This is a genomic window from Tsukamurella pulmonis (assembly GCF_900103175.1).
In the GTDB taxonomy this organism is placed as follows: Bacteria; Actinomycetota; Actinomycetes; order Mycobacteriales; family Mycobacteriaceae; genus Tsukamurella; species Tsukamurella pulmonis.
Window position 1 is genome coordinate 1,448,886 of record NZ_FNLF01000002.1, and the last position, 18,389, is coordinate 1,467,274.

An 18,389-nucleotide genomic window follows, 5' to 3' on the forward strand; every position below is an offset into this window, starting at 1 on the left:
GGGGGCCGGCGGTTGCTGCGGGAGGCGCTTCGGCCGGCTGCCGCGGGAATCCGCCGAACCCTATTTACCGGGACGCCATGCCCTGCTAAATTCAGGGAAAGTGATAGCGATCACAAGGAGGACTCTCATGGCGGACATCCTGGGGCGCGTGAGCCGGCGCGAGCTGGATCAGGGTTACCGCGACGTGCTGGAGGACCTGTCCGACGGTTCCGTGCACCGCCGGTTCGATCCCTACCTCGACATCGACTGGGACTCGCCGGAGCTGCAGCTCGACCCGAACGACCCCCGATGGGTGCTGCCGCCGACGCTGGATTCGCTCGGCGCGACCCAGTGGTACCGCGACCTGCCGCTGGAGAAGCGGATCGAGATCGGGAAGTGGCGCATGGCCAACACGATCAAGGTGGGCGCCGCGTTCGAATCCATCCTGATCCGCGGGATGATGCAGTACATCATGAAGCTCCCGAACTCCTCGCCGGAGTTCCGCTACTGCCTCCACGAGATGACGGAGGAGTGCAACCACATCCAGATGTTCCAGGAGTTGGTCAACCGCATCGGCGTGGACGTCCCGGGCATGCGGAAGTGGTTCCGGCGGGCCTCCCCGATGATCGGGGTGCTCGGCGGGCACGCGCACGTGATCCTGTTCATGGGCATCCTCGGCGGTGAGGAGCCGATCGACCACTACCAGAAGGCGATCATGCGCCACGGCGGGCAGATCCCACCGCTCGTGTTGCGCACCATGGAGATCCACGTCGCCGAGGAGGCGCGCCACATCTCCTTCGCACACGAGTTCCTGCACGCGCACCTGCAGGGGATGACGAAGCGCCAGAAGCGGATCTGCGCGCTCGCCTTCCCGCTCGCGATGCGCTGGCTGGTGGGGGAGATCTTCACCCCGCCGAAGGAGTTCTTCGAGCGCTTCGAGGTGCCGCGCGCGGTCAAGCGCGAGGCCTTCTGGCGCGGGCCGACCGCGCGGGCCCTGCTCAACGACTACTTCGCCGAGATGCGCGCCCTCGCCGACGATCTCGGGCTCATGACGCCGTTCGGCAGGCTGATGTGGAAGCTGCTGCGGATCGACGGACACAAGGCGCGCTACCGCGGGGAGCCCACGCGGCCCGCGCAGATCGCCGCCTGACACCGCACCGCGCCGGTCGACCGTCCCGGCGCGCTTCCGCACGGGCGTAACATCGCCCGGTATGGCGACCGCGCACGAGCCCGAGAGCGGCTACGAGTTGCGCTGGCGCGCCCACAATTCGCAGCGGCGCGATCTGATCCTGCGCGCAGCGGCGGAACTGGTCGAGGAATCGGAGCCCGGCGCCGCGATCCCCGTGCGGAGCATCGCCGAGCGCGCCGGCCTCGTGAAGTCGGTGGTGTACCGCCAGTTCAAGAGCAAGGACGACCTGGCGCGCGGATTGCGGGGCTTCGTCGTCGAGCGCTTCGCTGCGGAACTCGAGGCCGATCTCGACGTGTCCACCGGATCGCTGCGCGAGATCCTGCGCCGCTCGATCGCCAGTGCGGCCACGTGGATGCAGGACAATCCGCGCCTCGTCGACCTGCTGCGCGCGGGGCCCACCGACGCAGCGGGTCCGGACGGTGTCCCCGTCGCGCCCGATGCGATCGGCGAACTCCGGCACCGCGTCGTCGCCCGCGCCGAGCAGACGATCGACGGGCTCTCGGCGCTGACCGGATTGGACGCCACCGCCTTCGCCGGCGTGCCCTTCGTGGTGTTCACGATGGTGGAGGGCACGCTCACCAGCTGGGTCCGGGGCGAGGCGTCGGTGCGGGGGCGTTCGCGCGCCGAGGTGGTCGAATCGCTCACCGACATCACGTGGTTCGTGCTCGACGGTGCCGCCCGCACGCTGGGCGCGCAGCTCGACCCGGACGCCGAGTTCAGCCAGGTGATGAACGACCTGGCGTCCGGTCTGGCACGATAATGCCGAATGTGGTTCACCTCACCGGTCGCGTCGGCTAGCTTTCCAGCGGACGCCACCCGGTCGGGGGCGGCGAAGGAGGCGGCGTGACGACACGACGGAGATCGCGGCTCGGCACCCGGCGCACCCGCGCCGCGGCGGTCGGGCTCACGGCCACGATGGCCGTGACCCTGCTGGCGGGCTGCGGTACGGAGGACGACGGCATCACCCTGAACGTCTACGCCCCGGCGGACGGCGCGAAGACGGTCAAGGAGGTCGCGGTCGACTGCTCGACGAGCGACTACAAGGTCGTCGGGCACGCGCTGCCGAAACAGGCCGACGACCAGCGGCTGCAGATCGCCCGCCGCGCCAACGGCAACGACCGGACGATGGACATCGTCGGCCTGGACGTGAACTGGACCGCGGAGTTCGCTGAGGCCGGCTGGATCCTGCCGTTCCCGGACGACCTCGCCCAAGCCGCGAAGAAGACCGTGCTGGCCGGCCCGCTGAAGACGGCGATGTGGCAGGACACGCAGTACGCGGCGCCGGCGTGGACCAACACGCAGTTGCTCTGGTACCGCAAGGACGCGCTGGAGAAGGTGCTGGGCCGCAAGATCGGCAACCAGCCGCCGAAGCTGACGTGGGATCAGGTGGTGCAGTACGCGACCAAGTCCGGCGAGCTCGGCGGGCCGACGCAGATCGAGGCGCAGGCCGCGCAGTACGAGGGCGTGGTCGTGTGGTTCAACTCGTTGCTCGAGAGCGCCGGCGGCCGGATGGTGGCCGAGGACGGCAAGACGGTGACGCTCACCGACACCCCGGAGCACCGGGCCGCCACCGTCAAGGCACTCTCGATCATGAAATCCGTGGCCACCGCGCCCGGCCGCGACCCGTCGTTCACCCAGCTCGACGAGGGCAAGTCCCGCCTGGGCATGGAGACCGGCAAGGCGATCTTCCAGGTCAACTGGCCCTTCGTCTACGCGAGCGCGCAGCAGAACGGTGCCGCCGGCCAGGTGCCCTACCTGACGGACCTGACCAAGTTCGACGCACTGCTGAACCCGCCGAAGGACGCGGCGAACCCGCCGTCGCCGACGGCGGCGCAGCTCAACGAGATCAACACGCTCACGCGGCAGAAGTTCGATTTCGCGCCGTTCCCGTCGGTGGTTCCGGGTAAGCCCGCGAAGACCACCGTCGGCGGCATCAACTTCGCGGTGGCGAAGACCACCCGGTACGAGAAGCAGTCCTTCGCCGCGCTCGCGTGCCTGACCAACGAGGCCGCGGAGCGCAAGTACGCCATCAAGGGCGGCACCCCGCCGATCCTCGCGAAGCTCTACGACGATCCGGAGTTCCGCAAGGACTACCCGATGGCCTCGCTGATCCGCGACCAACTGCAGGAGAACACCACCGCGGTGCGGCCGATCACGCCGCAGTACCAGGCGATGTCGACCCTGCTGCAGGCCAAGCTGGCGCCCGTCGGGTCCTGGGACCCGGAGACGCTGGCCGATGAGCTGACCGAGGCCGCGCAGAAGGCCATGGACGGAAAGGGGCTCGTGCCGTGACCGCCGTGACCGAGGCACCGTCGAACGACCCGACGGGAACCACTCCCGAGAGCGAAGGGCGCCGCGCCGAGCGCAAGCTGGGCCTGCTGCTCATCGCGCCCGCCGCGCTGGTGATGTTCCTCGTCACCGCGTACCCGATCCTCTACGCCTTCTGGCTGAGCCTGCACAAGTCCTCGCTCGCCTACCCGGGGCAGGACGAGTTCATCGGCCTCGGCAACTACGTCACCGTGCTCAAGGACGGCTACTGGTGGGAGGCGCTGGGGATGACCTCGCTGATCACCGTGGTCTCCGTGGTGATCGAGTTCGTGCTGGGCCTGGCGATCGCGCTGGTCATGCACCGCACGCTCGTCGGCCGCGGCCTCGTGCGCACCGTCGTGCTGATCCCGTACGGCATCGTCACCGTCGTCGCGGCGTTCTCCTGGTACTACGCCTGGACGCCGGAGACCGGCTACCTGGTGAACCTGCTGCCCGACGGCAGCGCGCCGCTCACCGAGCAGTGGCCGTCCGTGGCGATCATCATCCTGGCCGAGGTGTGGAAGACGACGCCGTTCATGGCGCTGCTGCTGCTCTCGGGCCTGGCCCTGGTGCCCGACGACCTGCTCAAGGCGGCCGCCCTCGACGGGGCCGGCCCGTGGACGCGCCTGCTCAAGATCACGATCCCGCTGATGAAGCCGGCGATCCTGGTGGCGCTGCTGTTCCGCACGCTGGACGCCTTCCGCATCTTCGACAACATCTACATCCTGACGAAGGGCAGCAACGGCACCGGCTCGGTCTCGATCCTCGGGTACGACAACCTGTTCAAGGCGTTCAACCTGGGTGTGGGGTCGGCGATCTCGGTGCTGATCTTCATCTGCGTCGCGATCATCGCGTTCATCTTCGTCAAGGCGTTCGGCACCTCGGTGCCGGGCTCCGATTCGGGCGATCGACGGTAGGGGTAGGACATGGCTCAAGGTTCCGTCGGTAAGAAGCTCGGCTGGAGCGTCATCGATCTGCTGGTGATCCTCTACGCCCTGATCCCGGTGCTGTGGATCATCTCGCTCTCGCTCAAGCCCACCTCGTCCATCGCGGACGGCAGCTTCATCCCGAAGACGTTCACGACCGAGAACTACACCGCGATCTTCGAGGGCAACGGCTTCATCCGCCCGCTGATCAACTCGATCGGCATCGCCCTGATCTCCACCGTGATCGCCGTGGCGATCGGCATGTTCGCCGCCTACGCGGTGGCGCGGCTGGATTTCCCGGGCAAGAAGCTGTTCGTGGGCGCGGCGCTGCTCATCGCGATGTTCCCGCAGGTCTCGCTCATCACGCCGCTGTTCAACATCGAGCGCAAGGTGGGCCTGTTCGACACCTGGCCCGGCCTGATCCTGCCGTACATCACCTTCGCGCTGCCGCTCACGGTCTACACGCTCTCGGCGTTCTTCCGGGAGATCCCGTGGGAGCTGGAGAAGGCCGCCAAGATGGACGGCGCCACGCCGGCGCAGGCCTTCCGCCGCGTGATCGCGCCCCTCGCCGCGCCCGGCGTGGTGACCGCCGCGATCCTGGTCTTCATCTTCTGCTGGAACGACCTGCTGTTCGCCCTCACCTTGACGGCGACCGACGCGTCGACCACGGCGCCCGTGGCGATCACCAACTTCACCGGCAGCTCCGAGTTCGAGGAGCCCACCGGATCGATCGCGGCCGCCGCCGTGATCGTCACCATCCCCATCATCATCTTCGTCCTGATCTTCCAACGACGGATCGTCGCCGGGCTGACCTCCGGCGCGGTCAAGGGCTGACGCCGGAAAGTATTCGAGGAGTAATCACATGGCCGACATCGTCCTGGACCACGTCAAGAAGACCTACCCCGACGGCTCCACCGCCGTCAGCGACATCAACCTGGAGATCGCCGACGGCGAGTTCGTGATCCTGGTGGGCCCGTCGGGCTGCGGCAAGTCCACCACGCTGAACATGATCGCCGGCCTGGAGGACATCTCCTCCGGCGAGTTGCGGATCGGTGGCGAGCGGGTCAACGAGCGGGCGCCCAAGGACCGCGACATCGCGATGGTCTTCCAGTCCTACGCGCTGTACCCCCACATGACGGTGCGCGAGAACATCGCCTTCCCGCTCAAGCTCGCGAAGCTGCCCAAGGACCAGATCAACGCCGCCGTCGAAGACGCCGCGCGCACACTGGACCTCACGCAGCACCTCGACCGCCGGCCGTCGCAGCTCTCGGGCGGCCAGCGCCAGCGCGTCGCGATGGGCCGCGCGATCGTCCGCAGTCCCAAGGCCTTCCTCATGGACGAGCCGCTGTCGAACCTCGATGCCAAGCTGCGCGTGCAGATGCGCACCGAGGTCTCCCGGCTGCAGAAGCGCCTCGGCACCACCATGGTCTACGTGACCCACGATCAGACTGAGGCCATGACCCTCGGCGACCGGGTCGTGGTGCTCAAGAGCGGCGACGTGCAGCAGATCGGCGCGCCGCAGGAGCTCTACGACCGCCCCGCCAACCTGTTCGTCGCCGGCTTCATCGGCTCGCCCGCGATGAACTTCGTGCCCGGCCGCCTCACCTCGGTGGGCATCGACACCGCGCTCGGCGAGATCCTGCTGCTCGACGCGCCGCAGCTGGCGGAGAAGGCCGCTGCGGCCGGCAACAAGACCGGCGACGTGGTCGTCGGCATCCGCCCGGAGCACTTCGAGGACGCCCGCCTGCTGGACCCGAACCAGCGCGTCGGCGGCCTGACCTTCCGCGCCCGCGTCGACGTCCTCGAGTCGATGGGCTCCGACAAGTTCGTGCACTTCGCCGTCGCGCCCGACGATGCCCGCACAGACGTGCTCGGTGACCTCAAGGCCGGCGGTCAGCTGCCCCCGCCCGCCGGCGTCGACGAGATCGTCGCGCGCCTGTCGGCGGATTCGACCGCCGCCCGCGGCGCCGAGGTCGACCTCTACTACGACCCCACCAAGATCGCCGTCTTCGACGCCTCGACCGGGCTGAACCTGGCCCTGTAGGTCGCCGTGCGGGTGCTCGCCGTCAGCGACGAGGAGGTACCGGGCCTGGCCCTGGCCTCGTCGACGCTGCGCCCCGACCTGATCCTCGGGGCGGGCGACCTGCCCGGTGCGTACTTGGAGGCGCTCGTCGACAGGTACGGCGTGCCGTGCGTCTTCGTGCCCGGTAATCACGACCCGGACCACTCCGGGTACCGCCGCACCCGCGGCGGATTCGTGCGCGGGGGACTGCCGTGCGAGCCGCCCGGCCCGCGCGGCGGGGTCAACGCCGACGGCCGGGTCGTCACTGTCGCCGGCCTGACGGTGGCGGGGCTCGGCGGGTCGGTGCGCTACCGCGACGGGCCGAACCAGTGGACCCAGTCGCAGGCCGCCCGGCGGGCCTGGCGGGTGCGGCTCGCGGCCCGGCGGCGCACCGTCGACGTGGTGCTCGCGCACTCGCCCGCCCGCGGCGTCGGCGACGGCGAGGACGCCCCGCACCGGGGCCTGGCGGCGCTGGGCCGGCTCGTGACGACGCTGCGGCCGCAGGTCTTCGTGCACGGGCACGTGCACCCGTTCGGGATGCCGGGGCCGGATCGCACCATCGACGGGGTTCCGGTCCTGAACACCGTGGGGTACACCTACTTCGAGATCGCCCCCGGCAGTCCCGGGGCCTACAGCGTGAGGGAGCGGCGACGTGGCGCGTGACACCGGATTCCCCGACGAGGACGCCCGCACCGACTTCGAGCGGTCGCGGCGGCGTGCCAACATCGCCCGGCTCGCGGCGTGGGTGCGCGGCCAGCCCGGCGACGTCAACGAGGTGCTGCCCTACGACGAGGTCGTCTCCGCGCTGGGACTGGTGACGGAGCGGAAGCTGGGGCTGCAGGTGGTGCCGGTCGCGCAGATCGTGGGCAGCGTCGACCGCACCCGCGACTTCGACCGCTACTTCCGGCCCCGCTCGCCCGCGCTGCGCGCCCGCTGGCAGCGGCTGGCGGCGGCGCAGCGGCGCGGGGAGTCGATGCCGCCGATCGAGCTGAAGAAGGTCGGCGAGATGTACTTCGTCGTCGACGGTCACCACCGCGTCTCGATCGCCTTCGCGCGCGGCTTCACCACCCTCGACGCCGATGTGACGGAGGTGGTCACGCGCATCGGCTCCGGTGGGATCGCGGTGCGCTCCGACCTGCTGCTCAAGGACCACCGGCGGCTGTTCCTCGAACGGGTGCCGCTGGAGGGCGCGGCGCGCGAACGCATCCGGTTCACCAATGCCTGGGACTACTCCGTGCTCGCGGAGTCGGTGGAGGCATGGGGATTCCGGCTGGTGCAGGAGGCGGGGGAGTACCTCTCGCGGCCCGAGGTCGCGCGACGCTGGTTCGACGAGGAGTTCGCGCCGGTGATCGAAATGGCCCGCGCCGCCGGGATCATGGAGTCCTCCACCGATGCGGAGGTGTACCTGTTCGTCGCCTGCGAGCGGTACCGGCTGGTGCGCAAGCACGTGTGGACACCGGAGATCATCTCCGAGGTGTCGGCGCGCAACCGGCCCTGGCAACCGGGCCGGTTCTTCTGAGCGTCGGGTCCGTAGGATCGGTGATCGTGACTTCCGTCGTCGACGCCGTCCGCGCCCACCTCGCCGAGCACTACGCGGCCCGGGGATTCGCGCCGCCCGCCTCGGCGTCGGTGACCTTCCTCGGTCTCGAGCCGATGACGGTGCAGCGCTGGGTCGGTGACCCGCTCGTCGCGTTCGCCAGCGTCGGCTGCTCGCGGCACGCGATGACCGATCCGAACGCGCTGGTGACCGTCGAGGACGGGCCGCGCGCCGAGGTCGTGCTGGAGCTGCGGCCCGCCTCCGGCGGGCCCGGCGCCGCGCTCGACGGCGTGCACCGCGCGCTGGCGATCCTCGCCGCCACGCCCGCCGTCGAGGGGCTGGTTCTCGCCCCCGATGCGCTGGTGGATCTGGGGGCTCCGCTGTGGGCCGGTGCGCCGTTCACCGCGGTGCTCCTGGGGGAGTCGGCGGTGCCGGACCTGCCCCGCGAGGACGGCGACCCCGTGCGCTTCCTGCGCGCCGACCCGATCACCGCGAACGAGGCCGCGTGGGTGCGGCTCAAGGGGGCGGCTGCGCTGCGCGAGGCGTGGGCGGAGGCCGGCATCGATCCCGCCGACCCCGGCCGCCCCGCGGCCCGCGAGGTCTAGCTCACGATGTCGAGTTCTGCGGGCCTACGCGTGCACAGGAGCGTTCGTACGGTCGCAGAACTCGACATCGTGAGCCGCTACAGCCACTTGATCCTGCGGAAGACGACGAACAGGCCGAGACAGGCGACGAGCATGATCGCCAGGACGAGGAAATAGCCGTACTGCCAGTGCAGTTCGGGCATGTTGTCGAAGTTCATGCCGTAGATCCCGGCGATCATGGTGGGCACCGCGACCAGGCCGATGATGGCCGACATCTTGCGCATGTCCTCGTTCTGCTGCATCCCGATCTTCGCGACGGCGGCGTCGATCAGGGAGCTGAGCACGTCGTTGTAGGTCTCCACGTGGTCGGCGACCATCGCCTGGTGATCGAGCACGTCGGAGAAGTAGCGCTGGATCTCCTGCGGGATGATGTCGCCGAAATCGCAGGTCAGGCGCTTGAGGGCGTGGGAGAGCGGGTGGATGCCGCGGCGCAGCTCCACGATGTCGCGCTTGAGCTGGTAGATCTCGTCGACCTGGGTCCGGGAGCCGGCGCGGAAGACGTCCTCCTCGACCCGGTCGATGTCGTCCTCGAGCAGGTCCGAGACGGCGACGTAGGAGTCCACGACGTGGTCGGCGACGGCGTGCATGACGGCGGACGGGCCCCGCTTCAACAGCTCGGGGTTGGCCTCGAGGTTGCGGCGCACCCGCCGCAGGCTGCCGTGCTCGCCGTGCCGCACGGTGATCACGTGGTCGGGGCCGACGAGCACCATCACCTCGCCGGTCTCGACGATCCGCGCCATCGGGTCCGTGCGGTCGTGGCCCACGTAGTTCACGGTCTTGAGGATGAGGAACAGCGTGTCGTCGAACCGGTCGACCTTCGGGCGGGTGTGGGTCACCAGAGTGTCCTCCACCGTCAGCGGGTGCAGCCCGAACACGCGAGAGACCTCGTCCATCTGGTGCTGATCCGGGTCGAGCAGGCCCACCCAGACGTATCCCTCGCCCCGCCGGCGGACCTCCTCGATGGCCTCGACGTAGCCGAAGCGGCCGGGCAGGCGCTCCCCGTCGACGTACACCCCGCAGTCGACGACCGCCCGCGCGACCGGCACGGGCACGCGCGGGACGTCCGCCTCGCGGACCTCGCGGCGTGCGGCGCCGGGCCTGGGCATGGAGGGGATGGAGGGCATGGACGAGATAGTAGACCGGGCCACCGGGATCGTCGCCGCTGGAGCCGGGTAGAAAGTAGGCGTGAGAACTCGCACGCCCCGCCTCGCCGCGGCCGCTCTGGCCGCGCTGGTGCTCGCGGGCTGCTCGGACGGCGGCGACGCCGCCGACCTGGGCCCGCGCACCGCGCCCGGCACCGTCACCGTCGGCTCGTCCACGAGCACCGCCTCCCGGATCGAGGCCCTGATCTACGCGAACGCCCTGCGCGCGGCCGGTACGCCGGTGGAGACGAAGCTGGGGCTCGGGCAGGGGGAGGACGCCGCTGTGGCGGCCGTCGAGCGGGGTGAGCTGACCGTCGCGCCCGCGCTGACCGGCGCGCTCTGGGAGCGCTACCGTCCCGGTGCCGCGCAGCCGAGCAAGGCCGCGGAGGAGGAGTCGGAGAATCCGCGCGCGCAGTGGGACGCGCAGTTCGTCGCGCTCAGCGCCGTGCTCCCCGAGGGGCTCGGGCTCGGTGATCCGACGCTCGCTCTCGATCAGCCGATGCTGTTCGCGCCCAAGGCTGCTCCGTCTGCGACCCTGCGGGGGTGCGAGGGGCTCTCCGGTGCGGTCGCGGTGCCGGCGGGGTCACCGTCGGACCTGCGCGCCCGCTACGGCTGCCCGACGGGGCCGATCGTCCCCGTCGCCGACGAGGCCGCCGCCGCGCGGGCGGTCGCCGAGGGACGCGCCGCGCTGGCGCAGCTCGGGACCCTCTCGCCCGCGGCGAAGGACCTCGCGCAGGTCGCCGATCCCGACGGGGTCGTGCCCTCGCGGGCCGTGGTCCCGCTGGTGCGGCGCGACGGCCTGACGGTGGCGCAGACCAAGCGGCTGTCCGCGATCGCGGGCGAGCTGACCACCGCCGATCTGGCGGAGATGATCGCCGAGGTCGACGCCGGGCGGCGCACGCCCGAGGAGGCGACCGGTGACTGGGCCGCCGAACACCCGATGAAGTGAGGTGCGCCGCAACGCACTCCGCCCCGCACTCGGCGGGCGAGTGCGGGGCGGATGCGGTCGAGCGCGGGACTACTTGAGCCGCTTGGTGAGCTGCTGGTCGATGAGGGCGTTGACCCGCTCGTAGGCCGATCCGCCGAGGCGCACCAGCACGTCGATGATCTTGGCGTCGGCGCCGATCAGCACGCGGCCCCGGTTCTTCTTGACACCGTTGAGGATCGTGCGGGCGGCGTCGTCGGCCTCGGTGCGCGCGAGGTACTTGTCGAACAGTGCCGCCGTGTGCGCGGTGTCGACGTTCTCGGCCCCGGTCGCGTTGCGGGCGATGGCCGTCTTGATGCCGCCGGGGTGCACGCTGGTGACACCCACGTTGTGATCGCTCGCGAGCATCTCGATGCGCAGGGCCTCGGTGAAGCCGCGGACGCCGAACTTCGAGGCGTTGTACGCGCTCTGGCCGCCCACGGACAGCAGGCCGAACAGCGAGCTGGTGTTGACGACGTGCGCGTCGCCCGAGGCGATCAGGGCGGGGAGGAACGCCTTGGTGCCGTTGACGACGCCCCAGAAGTTGATGTCCATGACCCGGTCGTAGTCCTTGAACGACGTGGTCTCGATGGGCTCGTGGTGCGCGATGCCGGCGTTGTTGAACAACAGGTTGACGGTGCCGTAGTGCGCGACGACCTCGTCGGCGTAGGCCAGCAGCTGCTCGCGCTCGCCGACGTTGACGACCTTGGTGTGCACCTCGGCGCCGCGGGCGCGGGCGAGCTCGGCGGTCTGCTCGAGACCGGCCGGGTCGTAGTCGCACAGCGAGAGCTTGGCGCCCTCGTCGGCGAGCTGCAGTGCCAGCTCACGGCCCATGCCGGAGGCGGCGCCGGTGATCACGGCGACCTTGCCGCGGAAACTCTTCATGCTCGTCAATTCCTCACACTGTTCCTGGCCCGCGGCCGCGAAGTGCCGCCGCGCGGCGTTCCTTACTCGACAGTAGGGTTGGGATACGAGGTCTGTCAACGACCTATTGAGTATGATTCAGTAGGTGACCAGAAAGTCCGTCGCCGCAGCGGTGGGGCGCAAGCGCACCCGGCTCAGCCCCCAGGCCCGGCGCCAACAGTTCATCGACCTGGGCCTGCTCAGTCTCAAGCACCAGGCGCTCGAACAGGTGTCCGTCGAGGACATCGCGAGCCAGGCCGGCGTGTCCGCGGGCCTGCTGTTCCACTACTTCGACTCGAAGCTCGACTTCCAGGTCGCGCTCGTCGAGGAGCAGGCACGCATCGTGGGGGAGGTCGCCACACCGGATCGCGACCCCGAGGACATCGCCGACGTGATGCCCATCCTCAGCGCGACCCTCGGCACCTACGTCGACCACATCATGGACAACCGGCAGTCGCTGCTGCCCATGCTCGCCGGGGTCAGCTGGTCCGAGCCGAGGATCCGCACCGCCGTGAAGTCCGTGCGCGAGCAGATCGTCAATCACTTCGTGAACCAGGCCGAGAACATCGGCATCGACCGCTCGCCCCGGTTCGTCCTCGCCGTGCACGGTTGGATCGCCGTGGTCGAGGAGACCCTCGTGCAGTGGCTCGACGAGAACGCCGGCTTCGCCGAGATGACCCGCGACCAGGTCGTCGACCACCTCGCCACGATGTTCGTCGGGATGGCGGGGGCGGTCGGGCTGGATCTCACGTCCGGCGCGGCCTGACGGTCCGCTTCGGCCGGGGTGGCGGCGACGCCTCCCCGAGCGCGCCGTCGGAACAGCGAGAAGGGCCGGCCCTCCCGTGGGGAGAGCCGGCCCTTGTCGTTGATTCAGCCGATCAGACGGTGAAGGCCTCGTCGATGATCTGGGCCTGCTCGACGGCGTGCACCTTCGACGAACCCGAGCACGGGGCCGACATCGCGCGCCGCGAGACGCGCTTGATGCCCCGCAGGCGCTCGTCGAGCTCGGGGAGCTCGAGACCGAAGAACGGCCATGCGCCCTGGTTCGCCGGCTCCTCCTGGACCCAGCGGACGTCGGTGGCGTTCGGGTACTTGTCGAGCGTGGCCGGCAGGCGCCGCGAGGGGAGCGGGTAGAGCTGCTCCATGCGGATGATCGCGACGTCGTCGCGGCCGTCCTTCTTCCGGCGCGCCTCCAGCTCGTAGTAGAGCTTGCCCGAGACCAGCAGCAGCTTGGTGACCTTGCCGCGATCGCCGCCCTCGACCTCGAACGCCGGATCGTCGATCACCGAGCGGAACTTGCCCGAGGTGAAGTCCTCGACGGGGCTGACGGCGGCCTTGTTGCGCAGCATCGACTTCGGCGTCGCGACCACCATCGGGCGGCGCACGCCGTCGAGGGCGTGGCGACGCAGCAGGTGGAAGTACGAGGCGGGGGTCGACGGCATCGCGACCGTCATCGAGCCCTCGGCGCACAGCTGCAGGAAGCGCTCGATGCGCGCCGACGTGTGGTCCGGTCCCTGGCCCTCGTGGCCGTGGGGGAGCAGCAGCGTCACGCCCGAGGTCTGGCCCCACTTGGCCTCGCCCGAGCTGATGAACTCGTCGATGATCGACTGCGCGCCGTTGACGAAGTCACCGAACTGCGCCTCCCAGCACACCAGCGCCGACTCGTCGGCCACGGAGTAGCCGTACTCGAAGCCCAGGCCGGCGAACTCGGTGAGCGCCGAGTCGTAGACCATGAACTTGCCCGGCGACGCGGTCCCGTCGGGGCCGAGGTTGTCCAGCGGGGTGTACTCAGCGCCGGTCTGCCGGTCGATGAGCACCGCGTGGCGCTGCGTGAACGTGCCGCGGCGGCTGTCCTGGCCGGCCAGGCGGACCGTGCGGCCCTCCTCGAGCAGCGTGCCGAAGGCCAGCAGCTCACCGAACGCCCAGTCGATGCCGCCCTCGCGCGACATCTCGAAGCGGCGCTTGACCACGGGGGCCACGCGCGGGTGCACGGTGAAGCCCTCGGGGACGTTGGCGTACGCGTCGCCCACGCGCTGGATCTGCTCCAGCGGCACCGCGGTCACGAGCGAGCTCGGCAGCGGCTGGTCGGCGATGATCGACGGCGCGGGCTCGGCCTGGAACTTCTCGAGCTCCTTGACCTCGTTGAAGACCCGCTCCAGCTGGCCCTGGTAGTCGCGCAGGGCGTCCTCGGCCTCCTTGGTCGAGATGTCGCCACGGCCGATGAGGGCCTCGGTGTAGGACTTGCGGACACCGCGCTTGGTGTCGATCACGTCGTACATGCCGGGCTGGGTCATCGACGGGTCGTCGCCCTCGTTGTGGCCGCGCCGGCGGTAGCAGACGAGGTCGATCACGACGTCCTTGTGGAAGCGCTCGCGGAAGTCGACGGCGAGCTTGGCCACCCACACGCAGGCCTCGGGATCGTCGCCGTTGACGTGGAAGATCGGCGCGCCGATCATCTTCGCGACGTCGGTGCTGTACTGCGAGCTGCGCGAGTTCTCCGGCGAGGTGGTGAAGCCCACCTGGTTGTTGACCACGATGTGCACCGTGCCGCCGTTGGTGAACCCGTCGAGGTTCGCCATGTTCAGCGTCTCGGCCACCACGCCCTGGCCCGCGAAGGCCGCGTCGCCGTGCAGCATGAGCGGCATGACGGGGTGCACGCCCTCGGGCGGGTTGAGCATGTCCTGCTTGGCGTGCACGATGCCCTCGAGCACCGGGTCGACCGCCTCGAGGTGCGAGGGGTTCGCGACCAGCGAGACGGTGATCTCGTTCTCGCCGAACATCTGGTAGTACTTGCCCTCGGCGCCGAGGTGGTACTTCACATCGCCCGAGCCGTGCGCCTGCGCCGGGTTCAGGTTGCCCTCGAACTCGGTGAAGATCTTGCTGTAGGGCTTGCCGACGATGTTGGCCAGCACGTTGAGGCGACCGCGGTGCGGCATGCCGATGACGACCTCGTCGAGAGCGTGCTCGGCGGCCTGGTCGAGCACGGCGTCCATCATCGGGATGACGGACTCGGCGCCCTCGAGCGAGAACCGCTTCTGGCCGACGTACTTGGTCTGCAGGAAGGTCTCGAAGGCCTCGGCGGCGTTGAGCTTGCTGAGGATGTACTTCTGCTCGGCGACCGTCGGCTTGATCTCCTTGGTCTCCACGCGCTCCTGCAGCCACTTCTGCTGCTCGGGCTGGAGGATGTGCGTGTACTCGATGCCCACGTGGCGGCAGTAGGCGTCGCGCAGTACGGAGAGCACCTTGCGCAGCTTGAGCCGCTCGGCACCGTGGAAGCCGCCCACGTTGAAGGTGCGGTCGAGGTCCCACAGCGTGAGCTCGTAGGTGAGCACGTTGAGATCGGGGTGCGATTCGAGGCTGTCGTTGTTGAAGCGCAGCGGATCGACGTCGGCCATGAGGTGGCCGCGGGCGCGGTACGCGGCGATGAGCTCGAGGACGCGGGCGTCCTTGTCGATACCGTGCGGCGGGATGTCCTGCCGCCACCGGATCGGCTCGTACGGCACGTGCATCGTGCGGAAGATGTCGTCCCAGAAGGCGTCGCTCAGCGTGAGCTCGTGGACGTACCGCAGGAAGTCGCCGGACTCGGCGCCCTGGATGATGCGGTGGTCGTAGGTCGAGGTCAGCGTGGTGAGCTTGCCGACGGCGAGCTCGGCGATCTTCTCGTCGCTCGCGCCCTGGAACTCGGCGGGGTACTCCATGGCGCCGACGCCGATGATCGCGCCCTGGCCGACCATCAGGCGGGGCACCGAGTGCACGGTGCCGATGCCGCCCGGGTTGGTCAGCGAGATCGTGACGCCGGCGAAGTCCTCGGCGCCGAGCTTGCCCGTGCGGGCGCGGCGGACGATGTCCTCGTAGGCGGCCACGAACTGGCCGAAGTCCATCGTCTCGGCTTCCTTGACGCCCGCGACCACGAGGCTGCGGCTGCCGTTCTTGCCGACCAGGTCGATCGCGATGCCGAGGTTCACGTGCGGCGGGGTCACCGCGTTCGGCTTGCCGTCGACCTCGGCGAAGTGTCGGTTCATGTTCGGGAACGCCTTGACGCCCTGGACCAGCGCGTAGCCCAGGATGTGGGTGAAGCTGATCTTGCCGCCGCGGGTGCGCGCGAGGTGGTTGTTGATGACCACGCGGTTGTCGAACATCACCTTGACCGGCATCGAGCGCACCGACGTGGCCGTCGGCACCTCGCGGCTGGCGTTCATGTTCTTGACGACGGCGTTCGCCGCGCCGCGGAGCACGGTGCGCTCCTCCTCGGCGGGGAACGTGGCGGCGGGCGGGGCCTTGGGCGCCGGGGCGGGCTTCGCGGGCGACGACGGCGCCGGGGTCACCGGCGCGGACGGCGCGGGCGTCAGCGTGGTCTGCGCCGCCTTGGGGGCCTTGGCGGCCGGTGCCGCCGCAGGAGCGGAGGACGCCGCGGGCGCCGCGGCGGGCTGTGCCGCGGGGGCCGGGGAGGCGGCGGCCGCCGGGGCCGCGCCGTTACTGCCGGCGTCGCTACCCTGTGCAACCCCGGGGGTGTACTTCGAGAGGAATTCGTGCCAGCTCGGGTCGACCGAATTCGGGTCGGCCTTGAACCGCTCGTACATCTCCTCGACCAGCCACTCGTTTTGGCCGAAATCCGATACAGAACTGCTGCTCACGGCAGGTCCTCGCCTCGATTCATCATCGTCGTCTTGGGCGCGCGCCGTACTGGATCACAGACGGCGCAAGTCCGCGCGGTCCAGGGTAGTCCACCACGGAAAACGTGTGTCGGCTTACTCCGGTTACGCGGACGCGGTCATTCGGTCGCGGTGCCGGGCAGCCCGGGGGCCGGCTCGTCGACCGTGGCCCCGTCGACCACCCGCAGGTGGGCGGCGGGCCAGGTGGTGGGGACGGGCCCGAAGGCCTCGCGGGCGTTCTTGATGACGCCCTTGCCCAGCGCGCGGTTGCCGCCGGCGCCCACCACGAGGCCGATCCCGGCGGGCAGCAGCTTGCCGAGCAGGAGCGGCGCCCGCTTGGCCATGAAGCGCCGCGTGAACATCTTCATCAGCTGCTTGTTGAGGTTGCCCAGGCCCGGGATCTGGGTCGGGTTCTTCTTCAGGCTCAGCAGCGAGGCGTTCTTCGCCCCGACGGTGGCGCGCAGCGCGCCGAGCCCCGCATCACCGAGGACGGCGGTGAGCACCAGCGCCTTGCGCATCTCCCGGTCGTCGACCGAGATGCCGTACACCTCGGCCACCGCGAGCGCGTACAGCGCCGAGGCCTCCATGAAGACTACGGTCTCCGCGCCCACGGCGCCCAGCGCGGCGACGGTGCCGACCCCGGGGACCGCGGCAGTCGCGCCCACCGCGCCACCGCTGCCGGTCACGGCCAGCAGGTAGCGCTTCTCAAGCCGGGCGATGATCTGCGCGGGCGTCTCGTCGGGGTGATCCGCGCGCAGGCCCGCGACGTACTTCGCGACCGCCGGGCCCTGCAGCCGTGCGGCGCGGTCGATGACGGCGCCGATGACGCCGCCACCGTCGTGCTTGACGGCGGGGAGGTTGGGCTGATCGGGCTGGGTGCGAGCGGGCTTGTTCGCCATGGTGACCTCCGTCGTGTGCGATCCCGTCGGGACCGTCCATATCCCTTGTTACCACCGATCGCGGCCGGAAATTCCCCGTCCGTGATCGAGCGCACCTCCGCCCCGCGTACCGTCCGCACCATGCCGAGCATCGACGAGCAGCCGTACACCCTGGTGATCCCCACCCGCTGGAAGGACAACGACGTCTACGGGCACGTCAACAACGTCGTCTACTACAGCTTCTTCGACACGGTGATCAACACGTACCTGATCGCCGAGGGCGGCCTCGACATCCACGACGGCCCCACCATCGGCCTCTGTGTGGAATCTCACTGCCGCTACGACGCCCCGCTGGCGTTCCCGGAGCACGTCACCGCCGGCCTGGCCGTCACGAAGCTGGGCCGCTCCAGCGTGAAGTACGCCGTGACCCTCTTCGACGGCGCCGGCGCCCCGGCGGCGGAGGGCTGGTTCGTGCACGTCTTCGTCGACCGGGCGACGCGGCGCCCGGCGTCCGTCCCCGACGGCGTGCGGGCGGCGCTGGAGCGGCTGCTCGTCGGTGGGGCCGCGTAACCTCCGCAGCATGGCCTTCCGCACGCCGCTCGAGCCCGTCACCCTGACCGGGCACCTGGTCACCCTGGTGCCGCTCGCGCACGATCAGCACGACGGCCTCGCCGAGGCGCTCGAGGACGGGCACCTGTGGGACCGCTGGTACACCTCCGTGCCCTCCCCGTCGGGACTGCGCGCCGAGATCGATCGCCGGCTCGCGCTGCAGGAGCGCGGCGAGATGATCCCCTTCACCGCGATCGACGCCGCGGGCCGGGTGCTCGGCATGACCACCTACTACGACATCGACGCGACGGTCCCGCGGATGGAGATCGGCTACACCTGGAACCGCGCGTCCGCGCACGGCACGGGCACCAACGCCGAGTCCAAGCTGCTGCTGCTCCGGCACGCCTTCGACGTGCTCGGCTGCGAGTGCATCGGCCTGCGCACCCAGTGGGTCAACACCCAGTCCCGCGAGGCCATCGCGCGCCTGGGCGCCAAGCAGGACGGGGTGCTGCGCAGTTACAAGCGCTACCGCAACGGGGCGCTGCAGGACGCCGTGCTCTTCTCCATCCTCCGGCACGAGTGGCCCACGGTGAACGCGCACCTGCGGCACCGTCTGCGCCACCGGCACGAGGCCTACCGGGCCGTCCCCGAGTAGCG

Annotated in this window: 17 protein-coding genes; 13 read left to right on the forward strand and 4 right to left on the reverse strand. The window is 70.0% G+C overall.

Annotated elements, in window-relative coordinates; genetic code table 11:
• Positions 1–127: 127 nt before the first annotated feature.
• The 9 genes from BLQ62_RS07365 (at position 128) to BLQ62_RS07405 (ending at position 8,605) form a co-directional block, all read left to right on the forward strand.
• Positions 128–1,129 carry an AurF N-oxygenase family protein gene (locus tag BLQ62_RS07365; RefSeq protein ID WP_068532432.1) on the forward strand — a complete coding sequence of 334 codons (1,002 nt, stop codon included), beginning with the start codon at positions 128–130 and terminating at the stop codon, positions 1,127–1,129.
• Positions 1,130–1,190: 61 nt separating this feature from the next.
• Positions 1,191–1,928 (forward strand): TetR/AcrR family transcriptional regulator, encoded by a 738-nt coding sequence (locus BLQ62_RS07370; protein ID WP_068532430.1) that lies wholly within the window; start codon positions 1,191–1,193, stop codon positions 1,926–1,928.
• Positions 1,929–2,011: 83 nt separating this feature from the next.
• On the forward strand, positions 2,012–3,460 hold the full coding sequence (locus BLQ62_RS07375) for an extracellular solute-binding protein (RefSeq protein ID WP_082756592.1): 1,449 nt from the start codon (positions 2,012–2,014) through the stop codon (positions 3,458–3,460).
• Positions 3,457–4,392, forward strand: coding sequence for a carbohydrate ABC transporter permease (locus tag BLQ62_RS07380; RefSeq protein WP_068566458.1), 936 nt, complete (start codon positions 3,457–3,459; stop codon positions 4,390–4,392). Before BLQ62_RS07375 ends, BLQ62_RS07380 begins: the two co-directional genes overlap by 4 nt.
• Before the next feature lie 9 nt (positions 4,393–4,401).
• The gene (locus tag BLQ62_RS07385; RefSeq protein ID WP_068532426.1) at positions 4,402–5,235 is read left to right on the forward strand and encodes a carbohydrate ABC transporter permease; all 834 of its coding nucleotides are present in this window, start codon (positions 4,402–4,404) and stop codon (positions 5,233–5,235) included.
• A gap of 28 nt (positions 5,236–5,263) precedes the next feature.
• A complete protein-coding gene (locus BLQ62_RS07390; protein WP_068532424.1) occupies positions 5,264–6,445 on the forward strand; it encodes an ABC transporter ATP-binding protein in 1,182 nt (393 codons plus the stop codon).
• A 6-nt stretch (positions 6,446–6,451) separates the two neighbouring features.
• Positions 6,452–7,126: a metallophosphoesterase family protein gene (locus BLQ62_RS07395; protein ID WP_068566456.1), complete on the forward strand. Its 675-nt coding sequence runs from the start codon at positions 6,452–6,454 to the stop codon at positions 7,124–7,126.
• Complete coding sequence (locus tag BLQ62_RS07400) at positions 7,116–7,982, forward strand: chromosome partitioning protein ParB (protein ID WP_068532420.1); 867 nt, start codon at positions 7,116–7,118, stop codon at positions 7,980–7,982. Before BLQ62_RS07395 ends, BLQ62_RS07400 begins: the two co-directional genes overlap by 11 nt.
• A gap of 23 nt (positions 7,983–8,005) precedes the next feature.
• The gene (locus BLQ62_RS07405; RefSeq protein WP_115391438.1) at positions 8,006–8,605 is read left to right on the forward strand and encodes a suppressor of fused domain protein; all 600 of its coding nucleotides are present in this window, start codon (positions 8,006–8,008) and stop codon (positions 8,603–8,605) included.
• Between the two features lie 77 nt (positions 8,606–8,682).
• Here the strand turns inward: BLQ62_RS07405 and corA are convergent, their stop codons facing one another.
• Positions 8,683–9,768: a magnesium/cobalt transporter CorA gene (gene corA / locus BLQ62_RS07410; protein WP_068532416.1), complete on the reverse strand. Its 1,086-nt coding sequence runs from the start codon at positions 9,766–9,768 to the stop codon at positions 8,683–8,685.
• A gap of 61 nt (positions 9,769–9,829) precedes the next feature.
• Here corA and BLQ62_RS07415 point away from each other — a divergent pair, with 61 nt between their 5' ends.
• Positions 9,830–10,735 carry a glycine betaine ABC transporter substrate-binding protein gene (locus BLQ62_RS07415; RefSeq protein ID WP_068566454.1) on the forward strand — a complete coding sequence of 302 codons (906 nt, stop codon included), beginning with the start codon at positions 9,830–9,832 and terminating at the stop codon, positions 10,733–10,735.
• Positions 10,736–10,804: 69 nt separating this feature from the next.
• On the opposite strand, the gene BLQ62_RS07420 is transcribed toward BLQ62_RS07415, so the two are convergent.
• The gene (locus BLQ62_RS07420; protein WP_068532412.1) at positions 10,805–11,635 is read right to left on the reverse strand and encodes an SDR family NAD(P)-dependent oxidoreductase; all 831 of its coding nucleotides are present in this window, start codon (positions 11,633–11,635) and stop codon (positions 10,805–10,807) included.
• 124 nt (positions 11,636–11,759) lie between these two features.
• On the opposite strand from BLQ62_RS07420, the gene BLQ62_RS07425 reads away from it, so the two are divergent.
• The gene (locus BLQ62_RS07425; protein ID WP_082756591.1) at positions 11,760–12,419 is read left to right on the forward strand and encodes a TetR/AcrR family transcriptional regulator; all 660 of its coding nucleotides are present in this window, start codon (positions 11,760–11,762) and stop codon (positions 12,417–12,419) included.
• A 112-nt stretch (positions 12,420–12,531) separates the two neighbouring features.
• On the opposite strand, the gene BLQ62_RS07430 is transcribed toward BLQ62_RS07425, so the two are convergent.
• Positions 12,532–16,287: a multifunctional oxoglutarate decarboxylase/oxoglutarate dehydrogenase thiamine pyrophosphate-binding subunit/dihydrolipoyllysine-residue succinyltransferase subunit gene (locus tag BLQ62_RS07430; RefSeq protein WP_082756589.1), complete on the reverse strand. Its 3,756-nt coding sequence runs from the start codon at positions 16,285–16,287 to the stop codon at positions 12,532–12,534.
• Between the two features lie 137 nt (positions 16,288–16,424).
• Positions 16,425–17,204, reverse strand: coding sequence for a hypothetical protein (locus BLQ62_RS07435; RefSeq protein WP_068532406.1), 780 nt, complete (start codon positions 17,202–17,204; stop codon positions 16,425–16,427).
• Between the two features lie 120 nt (positions 17,205–17,324).
• Between BLQ62_RS07435 and BLQ62_RS07440 the strand changes: the two genes are divergently transcribed.
• Both BLQ62_RS07440 and BLQ62_RS07445 read left to right on the forward strand, forming a co-directional pair.
• Positions 17,325–17,753 (forward strand): acyl-CoA thioesterase, encoded by a 429-nt coding sequence (locus BLQ62_RS07440; protein ID WP_068533649.1) that lies wholly within the window; start codon positions 17,325–17,327, stop codon positions 17,751–17,753.
• Between the two features lie 10 nt (positions 17,754–17,763).
• Positions 17,764–18,387 (forward strand): GNAT family N-acetyltransferase, encoded by a 624-nt coding sequence (locus BLQ62_RS07445; RefSeq protein ID WP_068566449.1) that lies wholly within the window; start codon positions 17,764–17,766, stop codon positions 18,385–18,387.
• Positions 18,388–18,389: the final 2 nt, after the last annotated feature.